Annotated in this window: 22 protein-coding genes; 4 read left to right on the top strand and 18 right to left on the bottom strand. The window is 73.0% G+C overall.

The window, feature by feature from the left end; all coding sequences use genetic code 11:
- Positions 1-34: 34 nt before the first annotated feature.
- The 4 genes from AB0O48_RS23245 to AB0O48_RS23230 all read right to left on the bottom strand — a co-directional run bounded on the left by AB0O48_RS23245 (position 35) and on the right by AB0O48_RS23230 (position 6,486).
- Positions 35-2,728 carry a fibronectin type III domain-containing protein gene (locus AB0O48_RS23245; protein WP_365068277.1) on the bottom strand — a complete coding sequence of 898 codons (2,694 nt, stop codon included), beginning with the start codon at positions 2,726-2,728 and terminating at the stop codon, positions 35-37.
- A 304-nt stretch (positions 2,729-3,032) separates the two neighbouring features.
- Entirely contained in the window at positions 3,033-3,863 is an 831-nt protein-coding gene (locus AB0O48_RS23240; RefSeq protein ID WP_357248998.1) for a MerR family transcriptional regulator, read from the bottom strand.
- A 48-nt stretch (positions 3,864-3,911) separates the two neighbouring features.
- Positions 3,912-5,513 (bottom strand): asparagine synthase-related protein, encoded by a 1,602-nt coding sequence (locus AB0O48_RS23235; RefSeq protein ID WP_357248995.1) that lies wholly within the window; start codon positions 5,511-5,513, stop codon positions 3,912-3,914.
- A gap of 4 nt (positions 5,514-5,517) precedes the next feature.
- Positions 5,518-6,486, bottom strand: a complete 969-nt coding sequence (locus AB0O48_RS23230; protein WP_365068274.1) for a DUF5715 family protein — start codon at positions 6,484-6,486, stop codon at positions 5,518-5,520.
- A gap of 198 nt (positions 6,487-6,684) precedes the next feature.
- Here AB0O48_RS23230 and AB0O48_RS23225 point away from each other — a divergent pair, with 198 nt between their 5' ends.
- Positions 6,685-7,398, top strand: coding sequence for a PIG-L family deacetylase (locus AB0O48_RS23225; RefSeq protein WP_357248989.1), 714 nt, complete (start codon positions 6,685-6,687; stop codon positions 7,396-7,398).
- Here the strand turns inward: AB0O48_RS23225 and AB0O48_RS23220 are convergent.
- Genes AB0O48_RS23220 through AB0O48_RS23210 form a run of 3 tightly spaced genes read right to left on the bottom strand, consistent with a single transcriptional unit; the run spans position 7,395 to position 10,040 of the window.
- Positions 7,395-8,198 carry an isocitrate lyase/phosphoenolpyruvate mutase family protein gene (locus AB0O48_RS23220; protein WP_365068271.1) on the bottom strand — a complete coding sequence of 268 codons (804 nt, stop codon included), beginning with the start codon at positions 8,196-8,198 and terminating at the stop codon, positions 7,395-7,397. The genes AB0O48_RS23225 and AB0O48_RS23220 overlap by 4 nt on opposite strands.
- Positions 8,195-9,229 carry a cytochrome P450 gene (locus AB0O48_RS23215; protein ID WP_365068269.1) on the bottom strand — a complete coding sequence of 345 codons (1,035 nt, stop codon included), beginning with the start codon at positions 9,227-9,229 and terminating at the stop codon, positions 8,195-8,197. The genes AB0O48_RS23220 and AB0O48_RS23215 overlap by 4 nt, the downstream gene beginning before the upstream one ends.
- Complete coding sequence (locus AB0O48_RS23210; protein ID WP_365068267.1) at positions 9,222-10,040, bottom strand: winged helix-turn-helix domain-containing protein; 819 nt, start codon at positions 10,038-10,040, stop codon at positions 9,222-9,224. Before AB0O48_RS23210 ends, AB0O48_RS23215 begins: the two co-directional genes overlap by 8 nt.
- A 176-nt stretch (positions 10,041-10,216) precedes the next feature.
- On the opposite strand from AB0O48_RS23210, the gene AB0O48_RS23205 reads away from it, so the two are divergent.
- The gene (locus AB0O48_RS23205; RefSeq protein ID WP_357248977.1) at positions 10,217-10,903 is read left to right on the top strand and encodes a hypothetical protein; all 687 of its coding nucleotides are present in this window, start codon (positions 10,217-10,219) and stop codon (positions 10,901-10,903) included.
- 73 nt (positions 10,904-10,976) lie between these two features.
- Here the strand turns inward: AB0O48_RS23205 and AB0O48_RS23200 are convergent, their stop codons facing one another.
- The 9 genes from AB0O48_RS23200 to AB0O48_RS23160 form a co-directional block, all read right to left on the bottom strand.
- Entirely contained in the window at positions 10,977-11,180 is a 204-nt protein-coding gene (locus AB0O48_RS23200; protein ID WP_357248974.1) for a hypothetical protein, read from the bottom strand.
- A gap of 94 nt (positions 11,181-11,274) precedes the next feature.
- The gene (locus AB0O48_RS23195) at positions 11,275-12,051 is read right to left on the bottom strand and encodes a hypothetical protein (RefSeq protein WP_357248971.1); all 777 of its coding nucleotides are present in this window, start codon (positions 12,049-12,051) and stop codon (positions 11,275-11,277) included.
- Positions 12,052-12,075: 24 nt separating this feature from the next.
- Positions 12,076-12,777 carry a hypothetical protein gene (locus AB0O48_RS23190; protein ID WP_365068265.1) on the bottom strand — a complete coding sequence of 234 codons (702 nt, stop codon included), beginning with the start codon at positions 12,775-12,777 and terminating at the stop codon, positions 12,076-12,078.
- A gap of 64 nt (positions 12,778-12,841) precedes the next feature.
- Positions 12,842-13,360 carry a 2'-5' RNA ligase family protein gene (locus AB0O48_RS23185; protein WP_365068263.1) on the bottom strand — a complete coding sequence of 173 codons (519 nt, stop codon included), beginning with the start codon at positions 13,358-13,360 and terminating at the stop codon, positions 12,842-12,844.
- Positions 13,361-13,438: 78 nt separating this feature from the next.
- Complete coding sequence (locus tag AB0O48_RS23180) at positions 13,439-13,894, bottom strand: hypothetical protein (RefSeq protein ID WP_357248962.1); 456 nt, start codon at positions 13,892-13,894, stop codon at positions 13,439-13,441.
- A 295-nt stretch (positions 13,895-14,189) separates the two neighbouring features.
- Positions 14,190-14,381, bottom strand: a complete 192-nt coding sequence (locus AB0O48_RS23175) for a DUF397 domain-containing protein (RefSeq protein ID WP_365068261.1) — start codon at positions 14,379-14,381, stop codon at positions 14,190-14,192.
- Entirely contained in the window at positions 14,372-15,139 is a 768-nt protein-coding gene (locus AB0O48_RS23170) for a DUF5753 domain-containing protein (protein WP_365068259.1), read from the bottom strand. Before AB0O48_RS23170 ends, AB0O48_RS23175 begins: the two co-directional genes overlap by 10 nt.
- 156 nt (positions 15,140-15,295) lie before the next feature.
- On the bottom strand, positions 15,296-15,901 hold the full coding sequence (locus AB0O48_RS23165; protein WP_357248955.1) for a response regulator transcription factor: 606 nt from the start codon (positions 15,899-15,901) through the stop codon (positions 15,296-15,298).
- Positions 15,898-17,049, bottom strand: a complete 1,152-nt coding sequence (locus AB0O48_RS23160; protein ID WP_357572752.1) for a histidine kinase — start codon at positions 17,047-17,049, stop codon at positions 15,898-15,900. Before AB0O48_RS23160 ends, AB0O48_RS23165 begins: the two co-directional genes overlap by 4 nt.
- 132 nt (positions 17,050-17,181) lie before the next feature.
- On the opposite strand from AB0O48_RS23160, the gene AB0O48_RS23155 reads away from it, so the two are divergent.
- Positions 17,182-18,054, top strand: coding sequence for a hypothetical protein (locus AB0O48_RS23155; RefSeq protein ID WP_365068256.1), 873 nt, complete (start codon positions 17,182-17,184; stop codon positions 18,052-18,054).
- A gap of 94 nt (positions 18,055-18,148) precedes the next feature.
- Complete coding sequence (locus tag AB0O48_RS23150; protein WP_357248948.1) at positions 18,149-19,894, top strand: DEAD/DEAH box helicase; 1,746 nt, start codon at positions 18,149-18,151, stop codon at positions 19,892-19,894.
- A 74-nt stretch (positions 19,895-19,968) separates the two neighbouring features.
- Here AB0O48_RS23150 and AB0O48_RS23145 read toward each other — a convergent pair whose 3' ends face one another.
- Together AB0O48_RS23145 and lon are read right to left on the bottom strand one after the other, a co-directional pair.
- Positions 19,969-20,373 carry a DoxX family protein gene (locus AB0O48_RS23145; RefSeq protein ID WP_357248946.1) on the bottom strand — a complete coding sequence of 135 codons (405 nt, stop codon included), beginning with the start codon at positions 20,371-20,373 and terminating at the stop codon, positions 19,969-19,971.
- A 135-nt stretch (positions 20,374-20,508) separates the two neighbouring features.
- On the bottom strand, positions 20,509-22,839 hold the full coding sequence (lon, locus tag AB0O48_RS23140) for an endopeptidase La (RefSeq protein ID WP_357248943.1): 2,331 nt from the start codon (positions 22,837-22,839) through the stop codon (positions 20,509-20,511).
- Between the last annotated feature and the right edge of the window lie 141 nt (positions 22,840-22,980).

Here is a 22,980-nt window from a genome sequence, read left to right as displayed (position 1 = left end):
GAGACGCGCCACCCGCACCCCGATGCGGTGAGTGTCAGCGCAGGGTGCCCCTGTCGACGCTCACCTTCTGCGACTCCTTCAGCCGCTTGGCGTCCGCCGCGCGCTGCTTTGTCGCCTTGGCGCCCTTCGCCGACGTCGCGATCGTGGGGACGACGCCCCCGCCGATCGCGTCGACGTCGTACGCCACCCAGAACGATCCGGGGGTGTCCACCGCGAAGCTCAGCGCGATGTGGATCGACGCGCCCGGTGCGAGCCCACCCAGGTCGATGGGGATCGTCAGGGTCGTGCCCAACCCGCCACCCGGCGGGCTGGTGGCCGGCGTGTCCATGGACAGGTTGCGCACGAACAGCGTCCGACCGTCACTGATGGTGATCGAGGCGGTCGCGTTGACCGGGTTGACCAACCGCAGGTTGGAGTGCACCTGCGGCGACGACCCACCGGGGTACGGTGCGCCGTTCTCCGCGCTCAGCGACGTGATCCGGATCCGCGCCTGGGTGATCGGCGCGGACGACCGGTTGGTCAGCGTCCGGCGGATCACCAGGCTGTTGGGTGTGCGGACCCGGTTCGGTGCGGCCGACGCCGCCACGTTCGGGTCGAACAGCGTCGACTGCATGGCGGCGTTCTGCTGGTAGGTGCCCAGCGTGTTCTGCGGTGAGGGGCTGCCGAGGGTGGACGGCACCCCGTTGATCGGCCCGAGCACCGTGGCGACGAGTCGGAAGTCGGCCACGTTGTTGGCGGTGTCCTTCAGGTTGCCCCCGATGCGGAGTCGGTTCCAGGCGTAGGGGACGAACGGCGGCGAGTTGAAGGCGGGCAGTGGTGGGCCTTCGGAGAAGCCCGGTGTCGACCCGGCCCGGTCGGTGACCGTGTGCGCCGCGTCCGGTGCGACGAGCCGGAAGCCGCCCTGGCCGAGGCTGGGGACGACGAGGTCGGGTTGGATGTTGAACAGGGAGTAGTTGGTGGCCGCGATCAGGTAGCCCCGCTTGGGCGGCAGCGGCCGCGCGCTGCCCGGGATGGTGATGGACAGCCCGCCGGGCGCCTCGACCTTGAACCCGGCGATCGGCAGGTTGATCGCCGTGCCGTTGACGATCGAGACGAACTGGTCGGCAAGGCCGCTGATGCCGGACTGCGCGAACTGGTCGATGACCACCTGGCGGGGTGCGGCCGAGACCTCGATGACGACCTCGTTGGACACCGCCTCGCCGAGCGGGCCGGTCCCGTCGTACTGCGCCCGGAACTGGTTGTGCCCGAACGCCGGCACGTAGATCTGGAAGGTGGCCACGTTGAGCGACAGCGGGAAGGTGCCCAGTGGGGTCTCCACCCCGTTGGGCAGCTCGTCGATGAGTGTCACGCTGCCCTCGGCGACGCCGGGACCGACGATGACCTGGAACTGCACCGAGTTGCCGAAGTTGGTGGCGTTCGTGGACACGCTCAGCGTGGCCACGCTCTTGGGCTGGATCAGGATCCGGATCGGCCGGTTGGCGGCGAAGCCGTTGGCGTCGGTCACCCGGACCGTCGACGGGTAGGCGCCGACAGTTGTCGGCCGGCCGGACAGCAGGCCGGTCGTCGGGTCGAGGGTGAGCCCGGGCGGCAGTGACCCGACGGGCAGCGACCAGGTGAACGGCCCGGTGCCGCCGATCACGTTGAGCTGCTCGGAGTAGGGGGCGTCGACCTCACCCAGCGGCGGCGCCGGGAAGTTCAGGAGGGGCGCCTTGTTGACCACCAGGCTGATCAGCCGGGTGCCGGTCTCGCCGGCCGCGTCGACGACCCGGATCACCACCGGGTAGACCCCGGCGGTGGTCGGGACGCCCGAGATGCCGTTGGTGACGGGGTTCAGCGAAATACCGGGCGGCATGGTGCCCGAGTCGACGCTCCACAGGTACGGCGGCACCCCGTGGGTGATGTTCAGGGTTGCGGTGTACGCGATCCCGACCGTCGCGTCGTTCGGGTGGTTGAACAGCAGCGTCGGCGAGACGTTGGCGATCACCTCGTCCGACGGGGCGGACTCGGGGCCGGTGCCCTGGGAGGTGCGGGCCGCCACCGTGAACCGGTAGGCGGTGGTGGGGAACAGACCGGTGACCGTGTTGGTGGTGGCCGCCCCGAAGGTCTGGGCGGGCTGGCGCACGCCGTTGACCCAGGGGGTGACGATGTAGCCAGTGATGGGTGAGCCGCCGTTCGGGCCAGGCGTCCAGCTCAGCAGGGCCGTGGCGGTGTCGGCGGTGACCGCGATGATGGTCGGCGCGCCGGGCAACGCCATGATCTTGGCACCGGCGGAGCGCTTGCTGGCCGGGCCGACGCCCTCGGCGTTCTTCGCGGCGACCGTGAAGGTGTAGGTGGCCTTGGCGGTCAGACCCTCGATCTTCTGGGTGGTCGTCGACGCGTCGAAGGTGACGGTCTTCGCCTTCTTGCCGTTGCGGTACGCGGTGACCAGGTAGCCGGTGAGGGCCGAGCCGCGGTCAGCCGGCGCCTTCCAGTTCACCGTGGCCGTCCCGGCACGCCAGGACGCGGTGGGCCGGGCCGGGGCGGCCGGTGGCTGCGCCGGGGCGGCCAGCTCGGCGATTCGCTCCATGGTGACGGCCGGCGCCGCCACCGGCGCGGACACGGGTGTGGGGGTGCGACTCGGGGCGCGGGCCGAGGCCGCCGTGGGTGCGACGAGCAGGCTGACGAGCAGCGCCAGGATTGCGGCGCAGGCCGTGACGGCCCGTGGACGGGCACGGAGCACTGGGGACATGGATGTTTTCTCCCTCTCCCGGGGATGAGGGCCACCGCGGGCGGGGGGAGGAGACAGGCGACCGGCTGATCGTGCGTGGCGGCCACGCGCCTGATCCCCCCGGCCGCAGGGCGACTGGCGGAAATTCGACCGTCACGCACGGAATGGCTTTCACGTGTTGAGTGACGGATCTCTATCCACTCCTACCAGTTTTCCCAGGTCAGGCCATTTTCGGGCGGGGAAAGTGTCCAGCCATGGGCGAAGGCTGTCCGAATTCCGACTGCCGAGGCGTCCTTTTGCGGCGGACGCGACGGCAGGGCCGCGGTCAGTCCCGGCGCACCGCGAGCTGAAGCTCGGTGACGCCTTTCTCCGGCTGCTCCGGGCAGTAGTCCAGGTACACCTCGCGGGCGAAGCCGTCGGCGCGGTAGCCGTTGTCGTCGATCCAGCGGGCGAGCACCTGCATGCTCTGCTCGACGTCGTCCATCGCGCCGTGATGGACGATCGTCGCGGCGGCGCCCAGCGCGGGAAGGTCGCGTACCTCGACGTCGGGAACACTCGACGCGCCGATGGCGACGGTCACCCCGGCGTGCACCAGCACGGCGTCGCCGTCGCCGGGCGCGGCCGGCTCGTACCAGGCGATCGTCGGTCCGGTCGGGGTGATGCCGGCGTCGGCCAGTCGGCGGAACAACTCCGGGTAGAGCGGCCCGATCACCGGGCCGATGTCCTGGCTCTGGTAACTCGGCGCGAGCGCGGTCAGCTCCGCGACACGCACCGGTGCGACCTCCTTCAGGACGACGTCCTGCGTGCTCATGGTGCCCTCCGACTCGATCATCCGGAGCCTCGCCTCGACCGCCGCCAGCCGGGCGGCGTCCGCGGCCAGTTGCTCTTCCAACTGGGTACGCCGCAGCCGCAGCATGCCGCGCAGCTCCACCACGTCGACGGCGTCGTCGACGATGACCCGCACCTGCTCGAGGGTGAGGCCCAGCTCCTTCAGGGCGATCACACGGTTGAGCCGGCGCAGCTGGTCCGCGCGGTAGAACCGGTATCCGGTGTGGGCGTCGACGGCGGCCGGACGCAGCAGCCCGATGCTGTCGTAGTGGCGCAGCATCCGCACCGACACCCGGCCCAGTCGGGCGAAGTCTCCGATGGTGAACATGGTCCCCTCACGCTCGTCCCTGACACGGTGTCAGAGTCAAGCGGGGGGTCAACCGACCGACGAGCGCCGGGCCGGGCGCGGGCCGACCAACCGGCGCACCATCGGCGCGGCGTTCCACGTGGCGGCGCCGACCAGGTCACGGGCGTGCTCCAGGACCGTGTAGTCGGGCCGGTCCAGCCCGTCGGCGATGGCCCGGTCGAGGTCGTTGCCACACCGGCTCAGCACGGTGTCGAAGTCGCGGCGCACCGGCTCCTGAAGGTCGTAGCCGAAGGAGCGGTGCAGCCGGGCGAAGAGCGGCTTGTAGAGCCGGACCCGCTCGTGCAACCCCGACGAGTACGACATCGGGTTCTTCGGCCGCCGCAGGATGTAGTCGGGCAGCACGTCGGCGAACGCCCGCCGGACGATCCACTTCTCCTGCCCGTCGCGCAGTTTCAGGTGCAGCGGCAGCCGCATGGCCAGCTCCACCACGCTCAGGTCGAGGAAGGGCACCCGGGCCTCCACCCCGTACGCCATGGCGGCCCGGTCGACCCGCTGCAACTCGGTGCGGCACAGGTTGCGGATCCGGTGCAGGAACAGCCGGCGCGCCGCGGCCGGGCCGACCTGGTGGTACATCGGGTACCCACCGAACAACTCGTCGGAGCCGTCGCCGGTCAGCACCACCTTGATGCCCAGGTCCCGCAGGCGCCGGAAGATGGGGACCGACACGACGGCGTTGATGATGTCGCCGTACTCGGTCAACTCGGAGATCCGGATCGCCTCGCGCACGTCGGCGAGCCGGATGTCGCGCGGGCGCAGCTCGACCACGACGTGCGGCACGTCGAGGTCGGCGGCGAGCCGCCGGGCGTACGCGACGTCGGGGCTGTCCGCGACGCCGACCGTCACCGCGACGCAGTCCGGGTGGATGTCGCGCACCTGCCGCAGCATCAGCGAGCTGTCCAGCCCACCGGAGAGCACCACCCCGACGGTCAGGTCGGTCTCCACCCGCATCCGGATGGCGTCGCTGAGCGCGGCACGGACGAGCAGGGCGGCCTCCTCCGGGTCGTCGATGACCGGCAGGCCCGCGCCGATGGTGAGCAGGTCGACGTACGGGCTGAGGCGGACGTGCCCGTCCGCCTCCACCCACCCGTGGTGCCCGGGCGGCACCTCGACGATCGGCGCGCCGTGCCCGACCAGCGCCTTGACCTCGGAGGCGAGGTGCAGGCAGCCGGGCCGACGGGACCAGTACAGCGGTTTGACCCCGAGTGGGTCGCGGGCCAGGTAGGCCCGGCCGGTGCTGCGCTCCACGGCCGCGAACGCGTACTCGCCGCGCAGTCGGGTCACCGCCGCCTCGCCCCACTGCTGGAACGCGGCGAGCAGCACCTCGGTGTCACCCTCGGTGCGGAACGCCTGACCGAGGCGGGTCAGTTGCGCGCGCAGCTCCCGGTAGTTGAAGATCTCGCCGTTGAAGCAGAGCAGCCAGCGCTCGTCGGTCGAGGTCCACGGTTGCACCGCCCGGTCCCGGTCGACGACGCGCAGGCGGCGGGTGCCGGCGAGCAGCCCGCGCTCGGAGCGGGTTTCGGTGACCTCGCCGCGCGGGGCGAGGACGGCGAGCATCCGCCGGAAGGTGGCCGGGTCGGCCTCGGGGCCGATGCTCAGGGCGATGCCGCACACTGGCTCAGACCCCCATCTCGGCCTCGTACGCGCGGCGGAGGCGACGCCGGGCGGCGGGCGCGAGGCACAGGTGCCACGCCTGCCCCTCGTCGATAACGTTGAGCTCACCGGCCTCCTGCCGGGCCAGCAGCAGGTCCGCCAGCGCCTGGCGCGCGCCGAACCGTTCGAACCAGCTCAGCTCGACGTCGACGGAGTAGCCGAGGCAGTGCCCGCTGGGCAGCATGGCGGCGTAACCCAGCCGGCGCAGCCGGTACTGGTGTTCGGCACTGCGGACCAGGCTGGTCACCCACAGCGGCGGGGTGTTCGGCGGTGCGGCGGCGGCGAACTCCCGCGCGAGGTCGTTGAGCAGCGCCACCACCTCCCGGCGGGCGCGCCGGAACAGCAGCCCGGCGGTCTGCGGGGCGGCGTCCGGGCGCAGTCGACGTCGCAGCCCGCGGGCGGCGCGGCCCAGCAGGGTCGCGGGTTGCTCCTGGTAGCGGAACCGCAGCAGGTCGCGGCGGCGCAGCCACTCCAGGTCGACCAGCTCCGCGCTGCCGTTGACCTGGTCGTCGGTGACGAACGTCGGGGCGTCCTGCCACCACAGCACGTCGATGCGGGAGAGCAGGTAGATCCGCACCAGCGCGCCGAGGTCGCGCGCCGAGGTGCGCTCGTTGGGCTGGTAGCGGGCCATCTCCAGCAGCAGCGTCTCGCGCGCCCCGAGCAGCCCCTGGGGGGTGGCGTCGAGGACGGCGGCGAGCGCCGGCTCCCGCAACCGTTCGTCGACGAGCACCTGGCGGGCCCGGGTGCTCGCCGCGTCGGCCAGGGCGCCCACCTCGATCAGCAGTTCGGCGACGGCGGCCCGGTAGGCGGCCAGGTCGGGCTCGTCGGCGGCCCGGCGGCGCGGGGTGATGCCGGAGGGCCGGCGGCGGGGCGGCGCGGTGGGTGAGACGGGCGAACCAGGTTGCTGTCCCGGACTACGGCTGGGCACTCGCATGACGGGGGTCCCTTCTCCGCTCGCGGCACTGGGTGGATCGCCCTGAAACCACCGTAATCAGCCGGACCGGGATGGATCGAACAATCCTCCGATTCACCCCTAACGGAGCTGACCTCGCGCTGGCCGCTACGCCGAACGGCGGCACCTGGCATACCAGCGAGTGATCAGACGCTGACGGAATGCCGCCATACTTCGTCAATGGCTGACGACATCGCACCGGCACGATGGGCGGGGGAGGCTTCCACCTCGATGACGGCGAACGACCCGGTTGGCGAGGTGAATCCCTTCGCGACAACCGCACTGCGGACCGCTCTGGTGATCGTCGCGCACCCGGACGACGAGGCACTGCTCTGCGGCGGCACCATCGCCCGGATGACCCAGGCCGGGATGGACGTCCACGTCGCCTCCCTGTCGCGCGGGAGTCAGGGCCGGGACAAGGCGTTCGACGCCTGCTGCGAGATCCTCGGGGCAACCGGCGAAGTGGGCGACCTGGCCTCCAACGACCTGCGGACCGGCGGGGACCTGGTCACCATCACGGACGCGTTGATCGACGCCCGCCGCCCGGACGTGGTGATCACCCACGGTCCCGGCGCCGGGCAGAACCAGGACCACAACGCGATCTGCCACGCCGTGCGGATCACCGTCAGCCGCAGCCGTCACCCGACGATGCTCCTGCTCGGCCACCCGACCTTCGCCACGACCGACTTCCGCCCGACCTTCTTCGTGGACGTCACGAACGTCTGGTGCGCCAAGATGAAGGCGCTCGCCGCGTACCGGCAGATCCTCGATCGGGACTACATGACCGAGGAGTACCTGCGGGTCAAGAGTCGGTGGTGGGCACAGGTGGCCGGCCGCGACCGAGGGCTGTGCGAGGCCTTCGAGGTCGGCCTGTGGCGTCCCGCGCCGGCCTAGCCCCGGTCCCGCTGGTCAGGTGCCAGGCCCTGCACCTCGGCGTACGACGGCAGCCCCGACGGGCTGACCGGCGCGCCCGCGCGGGCCCCGTCGGCGGCGGCGACGGCTGCGGCGAGCGCGGCCCGAAACAGCAGGGAGCCGGTGCTGACCCGGGCGACGCCGGCCCCGCCCAGCTCGTCCAGGGACGGCCCGCCCGGCTGGTACAGCGCGTTCAGCGGAGCGTCGATCCGCTCGCCGAGCACACGCAGCGTCCCCAGGTCGACCGTGCCGGGCACGAAGATCCCGTCCGCCCCGGCGGCCCGGTAGGCACGGGCGCGGGCCAGGGTCCGCGGCAACGGGTCCGGCACCCCGAGCCACCACGTGTCGACGCGGGCGTTGACGAACAGGTCCGGCACCGCCGCCTTCACGGCCGCGACCTTCTCGGCGACGCCCGCCGGATCGGCAAGGGTGCCGTCGGCGCACCCGTCCTCCAGGTTGATCCCGACCACGCCCAGCCCGGCCAGCTCCGCCACGTACCCGGCGACCGCCGCCGGGTCGTCGTCGAACCCGGCCTCGACGTCGACGCTGAGCAGCACCGGCAGGCGGGCCAGCCGGCGGGTCAGGGCCAGGGTCTCCCCCGCGGTGGCCGCGGCGCCGTCGGGTCGCCCGGCGGCCGCGGCGACCCCGAGGCTGGTGGTGCCGATCGCCAGGTGCCCGCGCGCCGCGAGGGCCGCCGCCGACGCGTGGTCCCAGGCGTTCGGCAGCAGCAGGGGCCGGCCGCCGTGATGCAGGGCGCGGAACTCCGCACGCCGATCGGTCATCCGACGCTCACCTCCAGGGTCGTCGCCACCGCCAGGGTCGGGTGCGGCTCGTGGCACAGCGGGACCCGGGTGCGCTGGCAGCGTTCGCGCAGCACGTCGAGCACCCCGGTGGCGAGGGCCAGGGCGTGCCGGTCGCCGGGGCAGCCGCGCTCCCCCGCCCCGAAGGTCAGCAGATCAGCGCCGGGCCGGCCCGGTCGGAACGCCGCCGGCTCGGCGAACACCGCCGGGTCCCGGTTCGCCGCGTCGAAGCGGAGAAGCACCGGGCTGTCCGCCGGCAGTTCCCGCCCGCCCAGTCGCACCGCGCTCGCGGTAACGCGCCGGGTAGCCCGCACCGGCGGGTCGAGCCGCAGCACCTCGGCCAGCAACTCCGCCGTCCGCACCGCGCCCGCACCGTCGCCGCCCGGCAGGGGCAGCAGGTGGTGGGCGGCGGCGCCGATCAGACCGGCGGTCGCGTCGCACGCCTGGACCAGCAGGCCGATCACGTTCGCGCGTACCTCCGGCGCCGCCGGCGGCACCTCCGCCAGCAGCGTCGCCACCGCCCGGTCGGCCCTCCGGGCCAGTGCCACGTCAACCCCCGGGTGGTACGCCGCCGCGACGACCGCGACCGCCGTCCCGGCGGCTGCCGGATCGGCGAGACCGAGACGATCGGCCAGCACCCGCAACGGCACCGACCGGGCCAGTTCACGCATGACGTCGAGGCGGTCACCGGCGCGGTCCAGGACGGCGCCGGTCAGCCGGGCCGCCTCCTGCCGCAGCTCGTCCGGGTCGAGCGCGTCCAGCGCGGTGACCACGATCGAGCGGCGCTCGGCGTGCCGTCGCGGTGAGCTGAACCTGCTCACCGAGGCACGCAGCCAGGCGAGCGTGCCGGGCGGGCCGCTCTCGACCGCCGGAACCCGGAAGGCCGTATCGGTCAGCGCCGCCCGTACGTCGGCGTGCCGCGTCACCCACCAGCCGCGCTCCGGCGCGAACGAGGGCGGGCCGCACGCCGGCGTTCCGGCGGCGGGTGCGATGTCGGGCCAGGTGTCAGTCACCGCCCGACGGTAGAACCCGAATTCTTCGGCCCCCGCCGAACGATCCCGCCCGGCCCGCGTACCGGGCGGGCGGGTCAGGCGCGGCCGCTGCCGGGGGCGGGGTGGGCGCGAGGGTCGACGCGGGGACGGCAAGGGTCTCGGCCAGCGCGGTGCGGCCGGTCGGGGTGAGTCGGACCGCGCGACCGGCGCCCGCGGTGATCCAGCCCAGGTCGCTGAAACGGCCGCGCAGCGCCGCGCCGAGCGCTCCGGCCAGGTGCGGGCGACGCTCGGTCCAGTCCAGACAGTCGCGGACCACCGGGCGTCGAGCGGTGCGCAGGACATCCACCGGTACGCCCAACCCGGCCGCCCACGCCCAGCCCTCGGCGGTCACCGTCAGGCCGCTGGAGCGGTCCAGTCGTCCGTCGGCCACCAACGCGTCGTACATCAGCACGCCCACCCGTCCGGCCAGGTGGTCGTAGCAGGTCCGGGCGTACGCCAGGGCGGCGCTGGTGGTGGCCGCGCGCAACGACCCGGCGGGCGCCGGTGGTGCCGGAGCGTGCCCGGCCAGATCCTCGATCAGCTGGGCCACCGACGGCCCGGCCAGCCGCAGGTAGCGATGCCGGCCCTGCCGCTCCTCGACCAGCAGGCCGCCGTGAACCAGCCGGGTGAGGTGGTCGCTGGCTGTCGACGGCGCGACACCGGCTCGCCGGGCCAGCTCGCCGGCCGTCCAGGCCCGACCGTCGAGCAACGCCACACAGATGCCGGCCCGGGTGCCGTCGGCCAGCAGGGCCGCCAACTCGGCCATGCCGCGGCCCTCGGTGCCACCACTCATGCCGCCATCATCGCCCCGACGAGCGCCGCACCGACCACCCGGGTCCGACGCGGTCCGCCCGGGGTGGTCGGACGAACCGACGCGCTTGCCTGCCGCCCTACTCTGAAGGAGCCACGACGCCACTTCGGCAAGTCGGGGCCCTAGCGCCCGCAGCCCGGGCGGATGGAAGCAGCCGCATGAACTGGACGACGTTCAGAAGCGCCCGCACCCCTCGCCGACTCCGCGCCGTGGCCGACCTGCGTTTTCCGGCCAGCGCGCGCGAGCATCTCCGGAACCGGTACCCCCATCTCAGCGACGACGACATCGCCGTCGTCGAATCCGCGACCCGGCAGTGGTTCCGGCTCGCCGTCCGCCAGAGCGGTGCGCAGCTGGCGATGCCGTCGGTGGCCGCGGGCGAGCTGTGGCAGGCGTTGACGCTGCACACGCAGGACTACGCCACCTTCTGCGAGGCGGCGTTCGGGCGACCTCTGAAGCACGAGCCGAGGTTCGCGGCGAGCGGTGACCCGACCGACGCCGGTCACCGCACCCTGCTGCTCGCCACGCTGAACCACGCACGCCGCGACGAGGGAGGTGACCCGGCCAGCCTTCCCCTGCTGTTCCGGGTCGACCACGAGCTTCGGATCCCGGGCGGCAGTCGCTACCTGGCCGACTGCGGAGGCCGAGGTGAATGCTTCCCGGTTGCCGAACGGGTCTGCCTGCAACACCTCGGCGGGCTCGGCAAGCGACCCAAGCCACGCGGCATCCGCGGCGATCTGCCCTTCCTCGACGGCCGCCACGGCTACGCCGGCGGTTCCGGCGGCGTGGGTGGCGGTGACTTCGACGGCGGGAGCGGCGGGGGCGGCGACGGCGGGGGCAGCAACTGACCCCGGCCATCCGCCGAGCCCGCTCGCCCCAAGGGCCTGCGCCGACGCACCCGGGACGGTCCGCGCCGCGGGCCTAGTGGGCGCGGCGCTCCGCGTCCGCGTGCCACCAGGCGGGTGGGCTGGGGTTGGTGGCCGTAGCGGTCGGCTGGTCCGGGTGCAGGCCGAGTCCGCGCAGCGCGGCAGCCTGGACACGGATGCCGACCCAGCCGTGCCAGCGACCGTCAGCGCCAACGCCACAGGCCAGGTCGACGCGGATCGCGTCGGCCTCGAGGGGCATCCAGTCGATGCCCCGATCACGTAGTCAAGCGCGGACGGCGGCCATCGGCTGCGGGCAACCCCGGGTGTTCGGATAGGCCGCGACGGTGACCCACTCAGTGTCCGGAACGTTCATGGCGACCATGATCCCTGCTGTCGTCGGGCTCCGGAAGTGCGATCCGCGGGTAGTGCCGGCGCAGGTGGCGGATCAGGCGGGCAACGAGTCGGGCGCGGACCCGCTGCACGAGGCTCGGCTTGCGGAGGCGGGTCTGGTCGGGCAGGTCATTCCAGGTCAGTTTCCGCCGAGCGGCGAGTTCCAGCAGGGCCGGATCGACCCAGGCGGGCTCCTCCGCCTCGTTCCACTCGCCCAGGTCCGTGATCGCCGCTCGCAGCCCTTCGCGTTCTTGCGGGTCGGCGGCCCGTTCCGCTGCCTGTGCGAGGGCGGCCTCCGCCGCTGCCGCCCGGATGGAGAACAGGCTCAGGAGGTCTCTCGCGGCACGACGGACCTCGGGTTCCGCCGCGTTGAGCAGCGCGGCGAAGACCGGCACCGCGTCCTGCACAGCCCGATGGCTCGCGCTTTCCAACGTCACGGTCTCACCCTGGTAGCGGACCGTGGATTCCGACGGCGCACCTGCCGCGCAGATCTCCGCGAGCACCCGGAGGCCGCACACCTGGCCGGCGGCGCTCCAGCCGGGCAGGGCGCGGACGATCTCAGCGGCGACCCAGGGCGCCGCCTCGTAGAGGATTCCTTGTGGTGCCACCTCGCAGGCGAGGTGGCGGAAGGCGTCCGCGCCGGCGGAGCTGCCCGCGTCGAGGTCAAGCCGGCTGATGGCAGCGGGCAACGTCGTTGCCCAGCCCGATGCCGCGCGCAACGAACCCCAATCGACAATCACCGACCCACGGTACGTGGCGACCGGTCACCCCCGTCGTCGCCGCTGCCGCCAGCCCACCGAGGCGCGTACGGCCAGCCGGCAGGCGTCGACCAGATCCGCGTCGAGTTCGACGGCGTGCCGAGCCTGGTACTCGGCCGGCAGCGACACCTTGCGGTCCTCGGACGCGACCCGCTCGACCCAGCCGCCCCGGAGCACGTGCGGCGTGAGCACCCGGTCCGCGCTGTCCAGGTCGGCAAGGAGCGTCGGCAGGTCGATCCGGTCCGGTGGAGCGCCGCCGAGCCCCGCGAAGATCCTCTCGTACGGGCCGCCCTCGTACCCCACCGTGGACGAGACGCCCAGCAGCACCCGACCCTCGGCCGGCGGGCCGACCGCCGGTGGCACCTCGCCGGCCCGCAGGGCGTGGAACGGAAGCATGGCGAACCACCCGTGCGCCGACCAGAGGATGAGCGTCCTGGCGGGCGGGCTGACGTGCACCCGCCACGCGTCGCCGCGCACACCCGTCCAGTCCGGCCACCGCCGGCAGAAGTAGTCACCGACACCACTCGCCCAGCGGCAAGCCAGACCCGACTCCCGCAGGCACCTGAGGTGGCACTGGCCGTACCGGTCGTCGGTGCCGGACCGGTCCGGACCGAGGAAGTACGGCGCCAGGTAGAAGTCCTGACCCGACAGCCCCAGCGACAGCCGGCCGCAGAAGCAGCACTGCTCAGGGACACCCGCGTCGCGCACCTGAACCTCGTGGGAACCGATATCCCGCACCCGGAACCCCCGCTCCGACGATTGGGCGCTGACCCTAGCGGAGCCGGGTCAGCGGCGTCACCGTCCGGTCCGACCCGTCGTAGCTGCGGGCGGCGTCGAAGTCCCCCGTCGGGCGCTGCCCGCCCGCGACGCCCCGGGCCACCCGCAGGTCCGCGTCGCGGAACCGCAGGGCCAGGCTCAGGTGCGGCACCCACGCCCCCGGGGCGTGCCACGGGCGGTGCCCGTCGGCCTCGGCGAGGACGTCCCAGACGGCGGCGTGCAGCCTGGTCAGCGCCGACGTCGGCCGGACGAGCCAGACCAGCGGGGCGCTGCCGTCGAGGACGACGACGCGGTCGAGCGCGACCGGCACCGGCAGCGCGGCGTCGAACACCTCGGCCAGGCGGTACTCGACCCCGGGCGGAAACTCGTCGACGGCGGCGAGGGTCAGGTGCGGCCGGTTGGTCGGATGGATGTTGCGCGCCAGGCTGGGCAACCCGGCGGCCGCCAACCGCTGCCAGACTGCCCGGACCGCGACCTCCAGGCCAGGCGAGCAGACCAGTTCCACCGTACGCACGCGCCCACGCTAGCCCGACCGTCCCCGTCATCCGGACGGATCGGCGTCCCGGTTCGTGAGCGCCGCCGGATTGTTCGCTCAGGCAAAGAAGATCTCGTCGGGACCCACGGCGTCTGCACGCTCCCCCAGCAGCGGGGACGGGTCAGCCGGCGAGATACCGACCTCGGCCCAGTAGACCCGGCCGGCCACGACATAGTCCGTGGCCCGGTCGCGGTCGAGGAGGAACATCGTCCCGTAGGGCCAGCGCATCCCGACCCGTTCCTCTTCGGCGGCCTTCTGCTCGGCGGACGCAACCCGGAGCTCGAACCGGCGGCACACGTCCGGAACGCAGATCCGCGAGACGTCGTGGAACACCAGGTCCAGCACCCGGAGGTCGTCGTCGCCCTCCTGGTCGCCGATGATGCCCCGCAGGTGCAGCTTGCTGTGACCGACGTCCATCGACCACGGCTTGACCACTCCCTCGATCCGCAGGGGCAGATCACCGTGGACGATCCGGGGCCCGCCGAACTGCCGCCGCCAGTCCGCGGCGTTCACCGCGCGCCCCTCGCCGTCTCGTCAGTCGTCCAGTTGTCGCCGCAGGGACCTGCCCGCCCGCCTCGCGCGGCGGGGCAGCCAGAGCCCGCCGACAACCAGCAGGACAATGAGAAGGAGGAGCAGCCAGCGCATCTCGGCCTCCGATTCAGGACTCCCAGGACACCTCGGATGTCGCTCCTGATTGCCCGGTCACCGGCCACCCCTAAACCGGCACGCCATCGGACGACGCCCGACGGGGCGAAGGCCGCCAGTGATCAGGGCCAGGGGTGGCGCGATCCCACGCCACGACGCACACCTAGCGCTGGGCTCGCGTGAAAGCGACGAAGCCTCGCCACGCCTCCGGCGCGAAGGCCAACGTCACGCCGTCACGGTCCTTCGTGTCCCGAACCAGGACGACGCCCGGAAGGTTGTCGGCGACCTCCACGCACGCTCCACCGTTGTTGCCGCTCTTGGTGCTCTTGCGCCACCGCGCACCGGTCACGTCCATGATGATGCCGCTTCCCTGAGCAGGTCTAGGGACTGTCCGCGCGAGAGGGTTTCCCCGCGAATGCGTTCCCATCGTCGGTCCAGGGTAGCAATTTCTGCCTGCTGCTCGGTTATCTGCGCCTGCGCCTGGCCATCGATGTGGGCGACGCGCCCGCCGCCGTCCAACTCGGCGACGATGAACGGCCCACCCAGGCCCGGGTACATGCCGACTGCGGTCGGCACGACGTAGACCTGCACCGACGGCAGTTGCGCACACGCGACGAGATGCTCGCACTGCTCGCGCATGAGATCTCGATCGCCGTACGCCGAACGCCGCACCACGGCCTCGTCCAGCACGGCGATCAGGAGTGGGGGCTGGTCACGGTGGAGGACGGCCTGCCGTCCGATGCGTGCCTGCACGAGATGATCGACGTCCTCGCCGGACAGCGACTCCCCCGCCAGCGTCGCCCGCGCGTACGCCTCGGTCTGCAGGAGACCAGGCACCCAGGCCAACTCGAACCAACGTAGCGAAACCGCCTCACGTTCGATGTCGGCCCACGGCCGGAACCATGCAGGCTCGCGCCGCTTCAGGACGTCCGGCCACAGGTCGATCACCTCCCGGCCGAGGATCGCCGCGACCTGGGCACGGTGTCGTGTCTGCGGAATCCGTCCCGGGTTTGCCCAACGGGCCGCCGTCTTCGGATCGACACCGGTCTGAGCGGCGAGAGAGTCGGCGGTCTCACCACGTTGGGTCATGGCTTCCACGACGGCGTGATTCATCCTCTGTCCTCCCGGGATATCCCGAACACCCACTGACCATAGTGCGACGCAGCGTGATGACGTCGCAACGCTCGGCGGGGTGTTGGTTGACGGCGTGGTCGTCACCGCGGCACGCCCGCACCAGGACACGGCGGTGGCGGGTCGCCACGCAAGCGGTCAGAGCCAGCCGTTGTCCCGGGCGGCGCGGACCGCCTCGGCCCGGTCGGCCGCGCCGAGCTTCTGCACCGCGGCGGACAGGTGGTTGCGGACGGTGCCGATGGACAGGTGCACCCGGCGGGCGATCACCGCGACCGGGGCGCCGAACTCGGCCAGCCGCAACGTCTCCAGTTCCCGGGGCGTCAGCGGGCACGCGGGCAGGGTCAACGCGTCGGCGGCCAGCGACGGGTCGACGTACCGGCCGCCGGCGTGCACCCGGCGGATCACGTCGGCGAGCGCGCCGCCCGGCGAGCCCTTGGGCACGAAACCGCGCGCCCCGGCGGTCAGCGCCTGCCGCAGGTGCCCGGGACGACCGTGCCCGGTCAGCACGACCACCGCGCACTCCGGGCGGACCCGGGTCAGCTCGGCGGCCACCGCGATGCCGTCCAGGCCGGGCATCTCCAGGTCCACCACCGCCACGTCCGGGCGGTGCGCGAGCGTCGCGGTCACCGCAGCGGCTCCGTCGGCGGCCTGGGCCACCACGTCGATGTCCGGTTCGAGGCCGAGCAGCGCGGCGACCGCGACCCGGATCAGGTCCTCGTCGTCGGCGAGCAGGACCCGGATCACGACGGCACCGGTACGGTCGCCTCAAGGGTGAACACCCGGTCCTCCCGGCGGACCCGCAGCTCTCCCCCGGCCGCGGCCAGCCGGTCGGCCAGGCCGCGCAGGCCGTGGCTGTGCTCGTCCGGACCGTTGTCGTCGGCACCGTCGTTGGCGATTGTCATCCTGGCCCCGTTCTCGTCCCGGTCGATGTGGATCCGGCACCACTCGGCCCGGCTGTGCCGGAGCACGTTGGTGCCCGCCTCGCGCAGCACCGCCGCCAGTTCGGTGGCGGCCGGCTGCGGTAGGTCGACGTCTGGCGGCACCGTGCAGCGCACCCCGCAGGAGCGCAGCACGTCCGCCACGGCGGCCAGTTGCTCGCCGAGGTCGACGGCCCGGTAGCCGTGCACGCTCTCGCGGACCTCGGTGAGCGCGGAGGCGGCAAGCCGTTGCACCTCGGCGGCCTCCCGCCCAGCCCGCTCCGCGTCGACGGGTGCGAGCCGCGCGGCGAGTTCGGCCTTCAGCGCGATCACGGTGAGACTGTGCCCCAGCAGGTCGTGCACGTCCCGGGCGAAGCGCAGCCGCTCCTCGGCGGCGGCCAGCCGGGCCTGGGCGGTCTGACCCTGCCGAGCCTCCACCAGCAGACCCCAGAACCAGACCTGGAACCAGTTGACCGCGGCCACGCCCACCCCGACGCCGCCGGTCACGGCCACGGACCGCCCCAGGGACCCGCCGGTCCACCAGGCCACCGCCGCCGAGACGAGCAGGGTGCCGGCGATGACCGCCAGCGCCCCCGGGAGGCGGACCAGCAGGGGGGCCATCCCCACCAGGGAGGCCCCGATCCACGCCCAGGTCGGCCAGGCCCCGGCCGCGACCGGGGCCACCGACGGCACGGTCAGCGCCGCCACGACGACCAGCCCGAACTGGGCGCGACGTCGCCACCGGTGCGCGAGCCAGGGGGTGACCGCCGCGTACAGCACAGCGGTCTGGGTGGCCGCGAAGACGAGGATCCCGACCGCGCCGAGCACGACGCGGACGGCGGACGGCTCCCGGGTCAGGCCGACCGCGGGCAGCAGGACGGCCGCCCACACGCCGGTGGCCAGCGACAGCAGCGTCGCCTGCCGAGCCCGGTGCAGCCGTCGGTCCGCCCGGGGGGTCACCGCCTCGCTCGCCACGCACCGATCCTAGGACCGCCCGGCACCCGGTCCACCCATGCGAGACGTCACGGTTGAACCGTGCGAACCGCACGGGATTTCCGTGCTCAACGAGCCTGCCGACCGCGCCGGGACACCGGCAGGGTCAACGGCATGGAAAACACACGGGTGTACGCGGACAGCATGGTCGTACCGTCTCCCGCGCCGACGCCGGCAGCGCCCGGCGCCGGCACGCGGCGGCTGTGGTGGCATCTGGTCGAGATGGCGCTGGCGATGGTCGGCGGGATGCTGCTGCTCGGGCCCCTGTGGGACGCTGCCGGCATCCTGCTCGGGCTGACCGGGACGCTGGGCCGGCCAGACGTCGCCGCGCTGGTGATGGCCACGAACATGACGGTCGGGATGACGGTGTGGATGCGCTACCGGGCGCACCACTGGCGGGGGGTCGTCGAGATGGCCGCGGCGATGTACGTGCCGTTCCTGTTGGTGCTCGTACCGTTCTGGGCCGGCCGGCTGGCTGGCGACGCCCTGATGCTCGGCGGTCACCTGCTGATGGTGCCGGCGATGGTGCTGGTGGCGGTGCGTCATCGGCACGAGACGCCGGTGGCGGTACGCCGGCATCCGGCCGTGACGGCGCTGGCCCACCACTGGCCGGCCGGTCTGGCGCTGTTGCTGACCGTGGAACTGTGGGTCGACCCGAGGATGCTCAGCCCGTGGACGATGCTGGTGCTGCCCGGCGGGTACCTGCTGATCGGCCTGGTCCGACGCACCCTGCACGGGCCGGGCGTGCTCGCCACCCAACTGGTCGGCCTGGTCGTCTGGGTGGGGCTGACGCTGACCGCGGTCAGCGTCGGGGGTCAGGTGGCCGCGTGGCTGGTGGCGTTGGGCTGGCTGGTGCACGCCGGGTGGGACCTGGTCCACCACCGCACCGGCCGGGTGGTGCCACGCGGGTACGCCGAGTGGTGCGGCGTGCTCGACGTCACGCTGGGAGGCATCATGATCGTGGCAATCCTGACCGGCGCCGTCTGACGGGGGCGACCCTGTGGGGGTGCCGCTGGTCGCCGATCGCGCTCTTGTGGCGGTCGGCGCAGCGGCCTGGACGGCGTAATGAAAGGCTTGGCCCATGAGTTCCGCACCTGCACAGCACGACGCACCGATCGACGCACCGATTGACGCCACCCCCGACGGCACCGACGAGGTGAGCGCCTTCACCGACCTCGGGCTACGCGCCGAACTGCTGGGCGCGCTCGCCGCCCTCGGGTACGAGGAGCCGACCCCCATCCAGCGGGAGGCGATCCCGCCACTGCTGGAAGGCCGGGACCTGCTGGGTCAGGCGGCCACCGGCACCGGCAAGACGGCGGCGTTCGCGCTGCCGCTGCTGAACCTCATGACGCCCCACCGCCGCGACGGCGACCCGGTGGCGCTGGTGCTGGTGCCGACCCGGGAGCTGGCGGTGCAGGTCTCCGAGGCGTTCCACCGATACGGCAAGGACCTGGGTGCGCGGGTGCTGCCGATCTACGGTGGGCAGCCGATCGGGCGGCAGTTGCGGGCCCTGGACAGCGGCGTCGACGTGGTCGTGGCCACCCCGGGTCGGGCCCTCGACCACATCGCCCGGGGCACCCTGCGCCTGGGCGGGCTCGCCACGGTGGTGCTCGACGAGGCCGACGAGATGCTCGACATGGGCTTCGCCGAGGACATCGAGGCGATCCTGGAGCACGCTCCGGCGCAGCGTCAGACGGTGCTCTTCTCGGCCACCATGCCGTCGCGCATCGACGGGATGGCCCGCCAGCACCTGCGCGAGCCGGTCCGGATCGAGATCGGCCGGGAGCAGACGGTCGCCGGTGAGGCGCCCCGGGTGCGACAGAGCGCCTACATCGTGACGCGGGCACACAAGCCGGCCGCGCTGGGCCGGGTGCTGGACGTGGAGTCCCCCACCGCGGCGATCGTGTTCTGCCGCAGCCGCGAGGAGGTCGACCGGCTGACCGAGACGATGAACGGTCGGGGTTACCGCTCCGAGGCGCTGCACGGCGGGATGAGCCAGGAGCAGCGCGACCGGGTGATGGGCCGCCTGCGGGCGGGCACCGCCGACCTGCTGGTGGCCACCGACGTGGCGGCCCGTGGGCTGGACGTCGAGCAGCTCACCCACGTGGTCAACTACGACGTGCCGTCCGCCCCCGAGTCGTACGTGCACCGGATCGGTCGGGTGGGCCGGGCCGGCCGCGAGGGCGTGGCGATCACCCTCGCCGAGCCGCGTGAGCACCGGATGCTCAAGACCATCGAGCGGGTGACCGGTCAGCGGATCACCATCGACAAGATCCCCACCGTGGCCGACATGCGGACCCGGCGGTTGGAGATGACCCAGGCGGCGCTGCGGGAGAGTCTGCTGGAGGACGACCTCGACGGGTACCGGGTGATCGTGGAGACGCTCACCGACGAGTTCGACCTGATGGAGGTCGCCCTCGCCGCCGTGAAGCTGGCCCACGAGGTGACGTCGCCGGGCTCCGACGACGAGGTGGAGATCCCGCAGGTGCCGGTGCGCGGTCCGCGCGAGGGTCGACCGGAGAGCGGCGGCCGGGGCGGCGACCGGCGGGGCGGGGGCCGGCCGCGCTCGGGCGGCGGCAACACCGTCCAGGTCTTCGTCGGCCTGGGCCGGCGGGCCGGGGTGCGCCCGCAGGATCTGGTGGGCGCAATCACCGGGGAGACCGGGATCCGTGGCCGGGACATCGGCTCGATCGAGATCGCCGACCGGTTCTCGTTGGTGGAGGTGCCGCAGGGGGTGGCCGACGAGGTGATCTCCGGGCTGCGGCAGAGCACGATCAAGGGCCGCAAGGCCACGGTGCGCCGCGACCGCGGGGGCGACGAGCGCTGAGCCCGCCGCCGGCGACCGCCGGCCTGAGCACGCCGCCGGCGACCGCCAGGCACGACGGTCGCCGGCGCTGCGGTTCAGAGGGAGTACGGGCCGAACCGTCCCCAGGCGACCACCGCGGCGAGGATGAGCAGCACGGCGCACACGATCGCGCCCTGAACCTCCCTGCGACGCTCGGCCGCCGTGTCGTACGTCTTCCGGTCGCGCAGGTGCACCAGGATGCCGCCGGCCATGACGATGACCAGCCCGACGGCGGCCAGCGGGGTGAGCACGGTGGCGATGCCGGTGAGCGGGGGCAGCACCAGCCCGAGGGCCGCCAGCACCTCGACCGCGCCCAGCGCCTTCACCTGGGTCGGCGGCACCGGGTCCACCCAGCCCATCCGGTCGCGCAGCTTCTCTTTGGGCTGGGTCAGCTTGGCCAGGCCGGCGCCGAGGAAGACGACAGCGAGCAGGATCTGGATGATCCCGAGCACCAGGTTCACGGGGGTTACCTCCGGGGGCACCGCCTCGCGGCGGAGAGGTGGTTGAGGGTTCAGCCGAGACAGTAGACCTGTTCCGCGTACGCCAAGGACCCCCGCCGTCTGCGCTGACGGCGGGGGTCCTTGGTGGTCGGAGCGTCAGACCTTGAAGAGCGCCGGCCCGTCAAGCGTCGTGACGTCGGCCGGGCGCAGCGCCAGGGCGAGCACGTCGGCCACGTCGGCCAGGGTGTGCACGGTCAGCGCCTCGCGCACCTCGGCCGGCAGGTCGTCCAGGTCGGGCTCGTTACGCGCCGGGATGATCACCTCGGTGAGACCGGCCCGGTGCGCGGCGAGCAGCTTCTGCTTCACCCCGCCGATCGGCAGCACCCGACCGGAGAGCGTCACCTCGCCGGTCATCCCGAACTCGGGGCGGACCGGCCGGCCGGTGACCAGCGACGCCAGGGCCGTGACCATGGTGATGCCGGCGCTCGGGCCGTCCTTGGGCACCGCGCCCGCCGGGAAGTGGACGTGGATCCGGCGTCCGGCCAGGACGTTCGGGTCGATGCCGAACCGGCGCCCGTTGGAGCGCAGGTACGACAGGGCGATGTGCGCCGACTCCTTCATCACGTCGCCGAGCTGGCCGGTCAGGGTCAGCCCCGGCTCGCCCTCCATGCTCGTCGCCTCGATGAAGAGCACGTCGCCACCGGCGCCGGTGACGGCGAGGCCGGTCGCCACGCCGGGCACGGCGGTACGCTCCGCCGACTCCGGGGTGAACTTCGGCCGTCCCAGATAGGTGGCGAGGTTGTCGGTGTCGACGCGTACCGGCGTCGGGTCGGTCGCCAGCGTCACCGCCACCTTGCGCAGGATCTTGGCGAGGCCACGCTCGAGCTGCCGGACTCCGGCCTCCCGGGTGTACTCCCCCGCGATCAGCGCCAACGCCTCGTCGGCGATCTCCACCTCGTCGGCGGTCAGCCCGGCCCGCTCCCGCTGCCGGGGCAGCAGGTGGTCGCGGGCGATGGCGACCTTCTCGTCCTCGGTGTAGCCGTCCAGGGTGACCAGCTCCATCCGGTCCAGCAGCGGGCCGGGGATGGACTCCACCACGTTGGCGGTGGCCAGGAACAGCACGTCGGACAGGTCCAGGTCGACCTCCAGGTAGTGATCCCGGAAGGTGTGGTTCTGGGCGGGGTCGAGCACCTCCAGCAGGGCGGCGGCCGGGTCACCGGCGTAGCCGGCGGCCAGCTTGTCCACCTCGTCGAGGAGCACGACCGGGTTCATCGAGCCGGCCTCGCGCAGCGCGCGGACGATCCGACCGGGCAGCGCGCCGACGTAGGTGCGCCGGTGACCGCGGATCTCCGCCTCGTCGCGGACGCCGCCGAGCGACACCCGGACGAAGTTGCGCCCGAGCGCGCGTGCCACGGACTCGCCGAGGCTGGTCTTGCCGACCCCGGGAGGGCCGGCGAGGGCGAGCACCGCGCCGGAGCCGCGACCGCCGACCACACCGAGGTTGCGCTCGGCCCGCCGGTTGCGCACGGCCAGGTACTCCAGGATGCGGTCCTTCACGTCGGCCAGGCCGGCGTGGTCGGCGTCGAGCACCGCCCGGGCCGCGGCCAGGTCGGTGTTGTCCTCGGTACGCGTGCCCCACGGCATTTCGAGCACGGTGTCGAGCCAGGTGCGGATCCAGCCGGCCTCCGGGGAGGCGTCGCTGGCCCGCTCCAGCTTGCCGACCTCGCGCATCGCCGCCTCGCGGACCTTCTCCGGCAGCTCGGCGGACTCGACCCGGGAGCGGTAGTCGGCCGAGCCGTCCGGCTCGTCCTCACCCAGTTCCTTACGGATCGCGGCGAGCTGCTGGCGCAGCAGGAACTCCCGCTGGGACTTCTCCAGCCCCTCGCGGACGTCACTGTTGATCTGCTCGGTGACCTCCTGCTCGGCCAGGTAGTCCTTCACCCAGCCGACCAGCAGCTCCAGCCGGGCGGTGACGTCCGGCGCGCCGAGCAGCTCGGTCTTCTGGTCCAGGGTCAACCAGGGTGCGTAGCCGGCGGAGTCGGCCAGCTCGGACAGGTCGGTCATCCGCTCCACCGCGTCGATGACCTGCCAGGCGCCTCGCTGTTGGAGCACGGAGGTCACCAGGGCGCGGTACTCGCGGGCGAGTTCCCGGGCGCGGCCGGCGGGAGCGGGTTCGTCGAGTTCGGTCGCCTCGACCCAGAGGGCGGCGCCCGGGCCGGGCACGCCGGAGCCGATCCGGGCCCGGGACAGGCCACGGATGACGGCGGCGGGCTCACCCTCGGGCAGCCGGCCAACCTTCTCGATGGTGGCGACGACGCCGACCGGGCCGTACTCGCCGTCGATGCGCGGCACGGCCAGCAGCTGGCGATCGCCGGTCGCCCGGGCCGCGTCGATCGCGGCCTGGGTGGTCGGGTCGAGGGTCACCGGGATGACCATGCCGGGCAGCAGCACGGCGTCGGTCAGGGGAAGTACCGGAAGAGTTGCCATCGAACACCTGCTATCGCGTTGAGTTGAGCGTGTCTCACTCAAGTAACAAAGCGTTCCCCTTGTTCCGGACTGTGACCCAGACCACTCCAGGGAGGGTTCCACCCGACTTCCCTCGTTCGGTGCGTACCCGCATGATCGGTA

The organism is Micromonospora sp. NPDC085948, from assembly GCF_040686315.1.
Lineage (GTDB): Bacteria > Actinomycetota > Actinomycetes > Mycobacteriales > Micromonosporaceae > Micromonospora.
Note: the sequence above shows the minus strand (reverse complement) of the source record. Positions and strands in the feature narration are given on the sequence as shown.